General features: G+C 39.9%; 11 protein-coding genes and 1 other RNA gene. 6 read left to right on the top strand and 6 right to left on the bottom strand.

Annotation, left to right across the window (positions count from 1 at the left end):
• Nucleotides 1-126 precede the first annotated feature (126 nt).
• The 5 genes from GEZ89_RS09195 to recJ form a co-directional block, all read right to left on the bottom strand.
• Complete coding sequence (locus GEZ89_RS09195; protein ID WP_153225791.1) at nt 127-591, bottom strand: sigma-70 family RNA polymerase sigma factor; 465 nt, start codon at nt 589-591, stop codon at nt 127-129.
• A gap of 190 nt (nt 592-781) precedes the next feature.
• The gene (gene nusG, locus GEZ89_RS09190) at nt 782-1,318 is read right to left on the bottom strand and encodes a transcription termination/antitermination protein NusG (protein ID WP_045763385.1); all 537 of its coding nucleotides are present in this window, start codon (nt 1,316-1,318) and stop codon (nt 782-784) included.
• Between the two features lie 57 nt (nt 1,319-1,375).
• Nucleotides 1,376-1,552 (bottom strand): preprotein translocase subunit SecE, encoded by a 177-nt coding sequence (gene secE / locus GEZ89_RS09185; protein ID WP_001211016.1) that lies wholly within the window; start codon nt 1,550-1,552, stop codon nt 1,376-1,378.
• A gap of 9 nt (nt 1,553-1,561) precedes the next feature.
• Nucleotides 1,562-1,714: a 50S ribosomal protein L33 gene (gene rpmG / locus GEZ89_RS09180; RefSeq protein WP_001809375.1), complete on the bottom strand. Its 153-nt coding sequence runs from the start codon at nt 1,712-1,714 to the stop codon at nt 1,562-1,564.
• A 438-nt stretch (nt 1,715-2,152) separates the two neighbouring features.
• Nucleotides 2,153-4,378 (bottom strand): single-stranded-DNA-specific exonuclease RecJ, encoded by a 2,226-nt coding sequence (gene recJ, locus GEZ89_RS09175; RefSeq protein WP_194251851.1) that lies wholly within the window; start codon nt 4,376-4,378, stop codon nt 2,153-2,155.
• Between the two features lie 177 nt (nt 4,379-4,555).
• Here recJ and GEZ89_RS09170 point away from each other — a divergent pair, with 177 nt between their 5' ends.
• The 6 genes from GEZ89_RS09170 (at nt 4,556) to ssrA (ending at nt 8,769) form a co-directional block, all read left to right on the top strand.
• Entirely contained in the window at nt 4,556-5,314 is a 759-nt protein-coding gene (locus GEZ89_RS09170; protein WP_153225789.1) for an amino acid ABC transporter ATP-binding protein, read from the top strand.
• 10 nt (nt 5,315-5,324) lie between these two features.
• The gene (locus GEZ89_RS09165) at nt 5,325-6,119 is read left to right on the top strand and encodes a transporter substrate-binding domain-containing protein (RefSeq protein ID WP_153225788.1); all 795 of its coding nucleotides are present in this window, start codon (nt 5,325-5,327) and stop codon (nt 6,117-6,119) included.
• A 12-nt stretch (nt 6,120-6,131) separates the two neighbouring features.
• Nucleotides 6,132-6,809, top strand: coding sequence for an amino acid ABC transporter permease (locus tag GEZ89_RS09160; RefSeq protein ID WP_153225787.1), 678 nt, complete (start codon nt 6,132-6,134; stop codon nt 6,807-6,809).
• Nucleotides 6,810-6,818: 9 nt separating this feature from the next.
• A complete protein-coding gene (locus tag GEZ89_RS09155) occupies nt 6,819-7,478 on the top strand; it encodes an amino acid ABC transporter permease (protein WP_153225786.1) in 660 nt (219 codons plus the stop codon).
• A 258-nt stretch (nt 7,479-7,736) separates the two neighbouring features.
• Nucleotides 7,737-8,318, top strand: a complete 582-nt coding sequence (locus GEZ89_RS09150; protein WP_153225785.1) for a class I SAM-dependent methyltransferase — start codon at nt 7,737-7,739, stop codon at nt 8,316-8,318.
• 103 nt (nt 8,319-8,421) lie between these two features.
• Nucleotides 8,422-8,769, top strand: a transfer-messenger RNA (tmRNA) gene (gene ssrA / locus GEZ89_RS09145).
• 523 nt (nt 8,770-9,292) lie between these two features.
• Here the strand turns inward: ssrA and GEZ89_RS09140 are convergent.
• Nucleotides 9,293-9,808, bottom strand: a 516-nt coding sequence (locus GEZ89_RS09140; protein ID WP_153225784.1) for a Rib/alpha-like domain-containing protein, incomplete at its 5' end; no start/stop codon positions are given.

Genomic DNA, 9,808 nt, shown 5'->3' with positions numbered 1-9,808 from the left:
AACCCGTGTTACCGCCGTGAAAAGGCGGTGTCTTAACCCCTTGACCAACGGACCGGAGTTGTTATTTTCAACTCTTACTATTATACCGACTTTTCTTACTTTGTCAACACCTTTTTTTAATTTTTTTTAGAAGTCTTGTAATGTTTCCTTCAGCTCTCTGAGAAGGGCTTTGCGACCTTTAAATCGTTCGTCTGCCCAGAGGCGTTCATAGGCTTCTTGCTTATCTTCTGGTAACTTTCTTCTATAAGTATTCAACAATTCATGGAGGGCGTAGTAATCATCCAACCACAATCCTCCTTCTGGTAGGCGATGACTAATCTCCCCTACTTCTTCATAGGCCATCCGGTCTAGGCGACGCTTTTGACTCTCTTGTTTTCTGACACTATCAAGGATTCGATTCCGAAATTTTGTTTTGAAGTAAACGTAGAGTTTCTTTTCTTCTTCCACTAGTTCTGGATGGTGTTCTAGAAGTTCATGGAGACAAATCATGCCTTCTTGGTCCCAGTCTTCTTTTTCCCATAGATGAAGATAATAATCTTTTCGGCATCTATGGACAATACCTTTTACCTTCTCATAATACTTTTCAAGCATTTGCTTTCCCCCTTTCTCTGCTTTTAGTTTAGCAGAGAAAGGGGGAAAGAGGGGCTTTGGTTTCTGTTTTGTGTTTTTTTGAGTCCAAGGTGTATCAGGAAGTATTGAGGAAGACAGATGAGAGATAAAAAGACAACCGTTGTCTCTACAGTTGTCTTTGTTTGTGATTTTATATTGATAATATTTTTGATTAAAGTTCTGCAATCTGGTTAAGATTTACTTCTGCAACTGTATCATTACCAAACATTGAGATAATCATCTTAACTTTATTGTTATCAATTTCTGTGATCTTACCTGTGTAATCTGCGAAAGCTCCGTCAATAATACGAACAGTTTGACCAACTTCGACATCAATATCAAATTCTTGGACAGTTTGACCCATAGAAACTAAAATATCGCGAATTTCTTGTTCCAAAAGTGGAGTTGGTTTTGATCTATTTCCGTGTGAACCTACGAATCCTGTTACGTTTGGTGTGTTACGCACAACAAACCATGCTTCGTCGGTCATAACCATTTCTACAAGAACATACCCTGGAAAGCGATTTTCTTCGATTTCTTTTTTCTTTCCATTTTTTTCTACTTGCACTGTTTGTGTAGGAATTTCAACACGTAGAATATTTTCTAGCATATTGTATGTTTGTGCACGTTGCAATAGATTTTCTTTTACTTTATTTTCGTAGCCAGAGTAAGTTTGTAGCACAAACCATCCTTTATCAAAACTATCCATGTTTTTTCCTTTCCTAACTGAAGAATTTCAGCGACTAGATCTTTTCCTTAGCTTATTTTAAAAAATATTAATAAAACGAATCAATCCGCTAACAATCAATTGGTCAAAAATATAAATCATCACTACAAAGAAAGCAGTGTATTCCATGATAGATTTAAAATCTAACCAACTTTCCTTGCGAGTCGGCCAAGTTGTTTCTTTAAGAAGTTTAAAAATGTCCTTAATAAAACGCATCGTTTTCTCCTATCTCGTTTCTCGGTGTGTGGTGTACTTGCCACAGTGTTTACAAAATTTATTTACTTCTAAGCGTGTTGGTTTTGGATTGCCACTAATCTTAATCGAATAGTTTCTAGAACCACAAACCGCACAGGCTAGACTTGCTTTTTTAAGTGCCATAACGCCTCCATCTTACCTATTATAACAATAAACCTCTGCTTTGACAAGTTAAATCGTTTTTGATTTTTTAAGGTAATTTTTCAAAGTAACTTCCACTTGTTTTACCAAGGGATTTATCCAAAATACTTTTAAACATATTTTTTCAAAAGAAAAGCGTCATAACAAGTCAGCGACTCTAACTCCTGATCCAAAAAATCAAACAAATCTAAAAAGATCTCCCTTGTTATCGGTAAACTTGCTTCAAATTCTTTCTTCTGTTATTGCTTGTACTCTGCCAGTAATTTCTTTTTCTTCTCTTTATCCATTTTCTACTCCGACTAACTTTATTCAACAAGGTTCAACAGTCCTTCACTCCTCTCATTATAGCACTAAATTCCTTTTATTGATGAGATTTTTGATAGCAAACAAAAAGAGTCAGCAAGCCAACTCTTTCGATCTCTATTCACTTTTTTCCATCAAGAAATCATAGATTTCCTGGACTGTTCCAAGCGCCATTATTTCTTGCTCTTTAACAGTTTGTTTCAGCTTTTGATAAATCTGACTCTCAGCTATATCACGCTTTTCAGCCTCTTTATTCACCCTCATGACTCCATTTTCAATGGTCACAAAGCCAAGCTCTTCAAATATCTGAATCATTTTGACTAATAGGATTTGCTCAATCTTGAGATAGGCCGCCAAATCCTTGAGTTTATAGCGAATGTCAAACTCCGGGAACTGATAGATGGTTTTATACAATTTTGCAAACTGCTCTCTCGTTCCATATCCCGTCAAGTAGTAAGCCTTAGCTATATCATTTTTAAAGTAAATAGCTGAAAACTCCTGTTCCTGACAGATTTTCTTAAGGAGGGATATATCCTCAGGGATATTCTTAACGACAATAGCTGAACAAGAGGTGACATCAGGTAACTCTTGCGTAAAGTCCAAAACGGCTACCCCTTCTGGCAACAGGGCATTCTTACCACGGATGTTAAAGAGCTGGACACCTTCTACACGGGCATCAACCATCATCAACTGCAAGGTTGTTTGTCCATTCCATTGGTTGACAGAGAGAGTCACCGCCAATTCCAATTGCTTGGTCTGTGAGAATTCAGTCGCCCATTTCCCTTGACCAAAAGCGACCACCTCAAAACTAGCCTCACCTTTGGAAATTTTCAGCTTGAGATGAGCATTACCAACCCCCATAACGCGAGCATTTTCAACTTGAAAATCTCGAATATAAAAGACAGGTTTTTGGTTATCCATCCCAAAAGGAGCTAGGCGTTCAAAACTTTTCACTGTCTCCAAACTCAAGATCTCTAAGTCCAGTTCTTCATCTAAAAATAGATTGTTTTTACCTTGGGCATCTGCACCTTTTTCTCGAATATAGGCTTCCAAAAGATCAGATAAGACTTCCAACTTATCCACTTCAAGGGTCATACCTGCAGCACCTGCGTGACCACCAAAGGCGATAAATAGTTCCCGATGCGGGTCCAAAGCTTCAAAGATATCGACTGCTTCAATGCTTCGCGCACTCCCCTTGGCTCGTCCATCTTCGATATTCAGTACAATGACTGTCTGACCTAGTTCTTCAAGCAAGCGCCCAGCTACAATTCCAAGAACCCCCGGATTCCAGCCTTCCTTAGCCAAAACTTGAACACTTTTATCAGGATCCACCATGCCCTTGGCTTCATCGTAAATCGACTGAACAATTTCCTTACGTTCTTCATTCTTTTGATGAATCAAAAGGGCGATTTCATGCACTTCCTCATCGTCAAATCCAGTTAACAAATCAATAGCTGGATTGGGATCATCCAAGCGCCCTAAGGCATTTAAACGAGGTGCCAACTGAAAACCGACCGTTTCTTCTGTCACATCACTACTCGAAATCCCAGCAATTTCAAACATTTCTTGTAGACCCATTCGTTGAGTGTTGCGCAAGACCTCAAGACCATACTGGACCATGATACGATTTTCGTCCGTCAAGCTGACCATATCGGCAATTGTACCGATGGCAACCAAGTCCAACAACTCAACCTGCACTTCTTCTAAAAGGGCACAAGCCAACTTAAATGCGACACCACAACCCGCCAAATGCTTGAAAGGATAGTCCGCCCCTGGATGTTCAGGATGGATAATAGCATAGGCATCTGGTAAAACCTCAGGCATAGAATGGTGGTCAGTCACAATGACATCCACTCCCATAGACTGAGCCAAATCAATGGCCTCATGCCCCGCCACACCATTGTCCACCGTCACAATCAAAGACACACCCTGCTGTTCGATAAAATATTTGTAGACACTGGCATTTGGACCATAACCATCCGTAAAGCGATTGGGAAGATAAACCAGGCACTCAGCGCCTAACTGTTCTAAACTTTCCTTGACAATGGAAGCCGAAGTCATCCCATCCGCATCGTAGTCCCCGTAAATGAGAATCAGTTCCCCTTGCTCAATAGCATGGCGAATCCGCTCCACTGCCTTTTCCATATCATTTAAAAGGTAGGGATCATGCAAATCCTCCAAAGAAGGTTCTAAAAATTTTTTCAGACTAGTTTCATCCTTGATGCCTCGTTCAAATAACAAACGAGCTACTTCAGGTCCCAAACCAGCTTTCTTAGCTATCTTTGTAAAATCCGCATCCTCAACTTGCGGAGCAAATTGCCAATTATAAGTAGGAATTATCAAAAAAATCATCCACTCTTTCTTACGATTCTATTGTTTTATTATAACATGATTTCCAGTTTTTCTCTATCTGCTTTGCTTTTATCAAAATTTTACTAATTTTTTTGTAATATCATTTGACAGGAAAACGCTTTTGTTGTAGAATCGATGTTACAAAATCTAACACAAAGGAGAAGAATTATGACTTTAGTAGAATTTAAAGCTGTTGAAAAGTATTACGGAGACTACCACGCACTCCAGAATATCAACCTTCGTTTTGAAAAAGGCCAAGTTGTTGTTTTACTTGGACCATCTGGTTCTGGAAAGTCAACCCTTATCCGTACTATCAATGGTCTAGAGGCAATTGATAGTGGAAGTCTCCTGGTAAACGGACACCAAGTAGCAGGTGCTAGCCAAAAAGATTTAGTCCCTCTCCGCAAGGAAGTAGGGATGGTTTTCCAACATTTTAATCTTTATCCACATAAGACCGTGTTAGAAAATGTAACTCTTGCGCCGATTAAAGTACTAGACAAAGATCCAAAAGAGGCTCAAAAAACTGCGCAAAAATATTTAGAATTTGTAAATATGTGGGATAAGAAAGACGCCTATCCAGCTACCCTTTCAGGTGGACAAAAGCAACGAGTAGCTATCGCTAGAGGCCTAGCTATGAAACCTGAACTCCTACTCTTTGATGAACCAACCTCAGCTCTCGACCCCGAAACAATCGGTGATGTCCTTGCTGTTATGCAAAAATTAGCCCACGACGGCATGAATATGATCATCGTCACACATGAAATGGGCTTCGCTCGCAAGGTAGCTGATCGCATCATCTTTATGGCAGATGGGCAAGTCTTGGTCGATACAACAGATGTGGATGCATTTTTTGACCACCCAAGTGAACCGCGCGCCCAACAATTTCTCAGCAAGATTATTAACCACGAAAGTGACAAGGTCAAATAAGGAGAAGCCTATGAAAAAGAATTTCTTTCTTGCAATAGTAGTTACCAGCCTCTTAAGTATTGGATTTGTGACATCAGCTCAAGCAGATACCAGTATCGCAGATATTCAAAAAAAGGGAGAAATCGTTGTCGGCGTCAAACAAGACGTCCCGAATTTCGGCTATAAAAATCCGAAAACAGGAGAATTCTCAGGTATTGAAACAGATTTAGCTAAACTGATTGCAGACCAACTCAAGGTCAAGGTCCGCTATGTTCCAGTTACTGCTCAAACTCGTGGTCCTCTATTAGACAACGAACAAGTGGATATGGACATCGCCACCTTCACAATCACAGATGAGCGGAAAAAGCTCTACAACTTCACCAGCCCTTACTATACAGACGCCTGTGGATTTTTGGTAAATAAATCAGGTAAGATTAAAGATATTGAGGATTTGAACGGAAAAACCATTGGAGTCGCACAAGGATCCATCACCCAAAAACTGATTAGCGACTTGGGTAAGAAAAAAGGCCTTGCCTTTAAATTTGTCGAACTCGGATCTTATCCTGAATTAATCACCTCCCTCCACGCCCATCGGATTGATGCCTTCTCGGTAGACCGTTCTATCCTTTCCGGCTATACCAGCAAAAGAACAGAACTACTTGACGATAGCTTCAAACCTTCTGACTATGGTATTGTAACCCAAAAATCGAACACGCAACTGAATGACTATCTAGATCAATTGGTTGTCAAATGGAGTCAGGATGGGACCTTGCAGGACTTATACGATCGCTACAATCTCAAACCTTCCAAACACTCAGCAGAATAAGGAGGTAGCTACATGATAGATTCATCATCTTGGACAGCTTATTTTCAACATTTTGGTCAATTTTTTAACGGATTTCTCTTTACTATAGCTATCGCTCTAGGTTCTTTTGCCTTAGCCATGCTATTGGGCATCCTATTCGGTACCTTACCCACTAGCAAACATGGTAGTTTACGGATCTTGTCCCGTATCTTTGTCGAATTTTATCAAAATACCCCTCTCCTAGTTCAGTTCGTTATTGTATTTTACGGCTTGCCTCTGATTAGTAACCATACTATCATGATTCCCATCTACTGGACTGCCGTTCTTTGTGTCGGACTCTACCACGGCGCATATATCGCTGAGGTCATTCGGTCAGGAATTCAATCTATCCCTAAAGGCCAACTCGAAGCCGCTCTTTCTCAAGGATTCACCTATGCAAATGCAATGCACTTGATTATCCTACCGCAGGCTTTTCGCATCATTCTCCCTCCCTTGACCAACCAAGTCGTCAACCTGATTAAAAATACTTCGACAGTAGCTATCATTTCTGGAGTTGACCTCATGTTTGTCACCAAATCTTGGTCCGCACTCAACGGCAACTACATCCCAGCCTTTTTAGGTGCCGCCTTCTTCTACTTTGCCCTCTGCTTCCCTGTTGCTCAATTTGGACGAAAAATGGAGCAAGCTAACAAAAAAGCTTATTCACTTTAGGAGGTTTTTATGGAAAGTATTCTTGAAGTTCTCAGTCTAGACAACCTCATCTTTATTTTAAAAGGTTTTGGTCTAACCCTCTATATCTCTTTGATTGCTATCACGCTTTCAACAGCATTTGGAACCATACTTGCTATCATGCGTAACGGAAAAAACACCCTATTACGAATCCTTGCTAGTGTCTACATTGAATTTGTACGAAATGTTCCTAATCTACTCTGGATTTTCACTATTTTTTTAGTCTTTAAAATGAAATCTACCCCAGCCGGAATCACCGCCTTTACCCTCTTTACATCAGCAGCCCTTGCTGAAATTATCCGAGGTGGTCTTAACGCAGTGGATCAAGGACAATACGAGGCTGGAATGGCACAAGGTTTTTCCTATCGCCAAATCCTCTATCATATCATCCTACCGCAAGCCATCCGCAAGATGCTCCCTGCCATCATCTCTCAATTTGTAACAGTTATTAAGGATACAAGTCTTCTATACTCTGTAATCGCCCTCCAAGAGCTTTTTGGTGCCAGTCAAATCCTCATGGGCCGATATTTTGAACCGGAACAGGTTTTCAGCTTATATATCCTGATCGCCCTAATCTACTTCAGCTTCAATCTAGCTATTTCAAGCCTTTCACGGACTCTAGCCAAACGTTGGCAACAAGCTACAGAATAACAAGAGGTTGGGACAAAAAATCCCGGCCTCACTTTTTATTAACAATCAAACTTTGACACGGTAGCTGATTGAACTTTTTGTTCGTCTTTTAGACTCCAAAAAGCTCCTAATCATCCTCGCGAGGCTGGGACTACGAAATCGAGACTTTGTCTATCGATTTCTGTCCCACCGCCTTTGAAAGAAATCTTGTTGCTTATTTCTTTACTAGAAAATAAGCAGGGAATGTTAAACTGCCAAACTTTATGCTAGACTAGAAATATGGAACATCATTTTAATCATCGAGCAGAATCATTTGATTCTCCCAAAAATCAATTTCTGGCCGATCTTGTTTGCCAGCATCTAATAAAACAAGTGCCTGATTTGTCAAACAAATCAATCCTAGACTTTGGAGGTGGAACTGGCCTTATCGCACTTCCTCTTGCCAAACAAGCTAAATCAGTGACCTTGGTTGATATTGCAGACAAGATGCTGGCGCAAGCTCGTCTCAAGATTGAAAGTCAAAAGCTTGCAAACCTATCCTTGATTCAACAGGATTTATTACTTGAACCACTTGAAGAAGAGTTCGATCTTATCATCGTCAGTCGAGTTCTTCATCATATGCCTAATCTCGAGGACAGTCTGGCTATGTTCAAGGAACATTTGACTCATGGCGGACAACTCTTTATCGCTGATTTTACTGTACCAGATGGAGAGAGACACGGTTTTATCATTTCTGAACTCGAAGAAATCCTCAGCCAACAAGGTTTCTCGGAAATAACAAGTCAAATACTCTACAGCTCAGACTATCTCTTTCTCCATAAACCTTCCCAATTATTTCTTACAAGCAGCAAGAATATTTAGCCCTTAGAGTATCAGATAAGCCCTAAAAACAAAGCAAATGCTAATCTTTACTCAGATTTTGCATTTTCCCAATAGATAAGGTATAATAGTTATATTGTCTTTTGGGGTCGTTACGGATTCGACAGGCATTATGAGGCATATTTTGCGACTCGTGTGGCGACGTAAACGCTCAGTTAAATATAACTGCAAAAAATAACACTTCTTACGCTCTAGCTGCCTAAAAACCAGCAGGCGTGACCCGATTCGGATTGCTCGTGTCTGATGACAGGTCTTATTATTAGCGAGATACGATCAGGCTTTGTCTAGCAGTTTGATAAGAGATTTATAGACTCGCAGTTCCTAGGCTTGAGTTATGTGTCGAGGGACTGTTAAAATAATACATAACCTATGGTCGTAGACAAATATGTTAGCAGGTGTTTGGACGTGGGTTCGACTCCCACCGGCTCCATTATATTAAAAAAACGTTGATGATCTCAACGTCAGAACGAAGACAAAGTCCTTGGAAGTCAAGTTTCCAAGGGCTTTTCTTTGTGTAAAGTCGTATAATAGATGCAAGAAGAGTTGTGAGGTGTTCCTATGTTTCAAACGTTGATGATATCAACGTTTTTTCTGTCATCATACAAGTTTACAATGTTACATCAAGACACTTGAAAGATGGCAACATTAACTTTTCTTCTATGGGAAAAATAGCATATATAGTAGATTGAATCTAGAACAGTACACTACAACTGCTAAAAATTTTTCTAGAAATTAGTTTGACTTTTCTAATCTCTCTGTTCATATCTTATTTCAACCCACTATACATTGAACAGCTATTCAATTGAATTTTTAGCATTTCAAAGATCTGTAAGACTGACATTTCACCATTCTCCTAATCTTTATCTATCAAAAAAACCGTAAGAATTTCTTCTTACGGTTTTTATAGCAAATTCATAGAATTGAGATTCTCAGTTTTGCTTTATTTGAGTAATTTCTTACTCTTCTTCCTCACGTTTTTTAGCGAAGAGGAGTCCGCCTGTCGCTGCTGCAAGAAGTGCCAAAGCAAGTGAAGCGCTAGATTGTTCTGTACCAGTATTTGGCAATTCTTTCGCTCCCGCTTTCTTAGCTGGTGCTTGAGCAGGTGAATCTTGGTTAGTAGCTGGATTAACTGCTACTGAACCATCTGATTTCTTGACTGTCTTATCTGCTGGAATAACAGATGTAGTACCATCTTCAAAGGTTACAACTACTGATCCGTCTTTGTTTACCTTGATATCTTTCGCAGTTGGGTTAGCTTTCTTAACTTCGTCGGCTACTTTAGCTTTTTCGGCGTCAGTCAAGTTGCTTGGATCTGTAACTGGAGTTACTGATGGATCCGTTACTTTGTTCTTGTCTGCATCTGTAGCTGGTGCACTTGGATCTTTTACAGTTACTTTAACTGGTACTTCATCCTTAGAACCATCTGGGTAAGTCACAACGACTGTAGTTCCTTTATCACCTGGTGTAGTTGT

Source organism: Streptococcus mitis (genome assembly GCF_009496285.1).
GTDB lineage: Bacteria > Bacillota > Bacilli > Lactobacillales > Streptococcaceae > Streptococcus > Streptococcus mitis_BP.
This window is presented reverse-complemented; position numbering and strand designations above follow the sequence as displayed.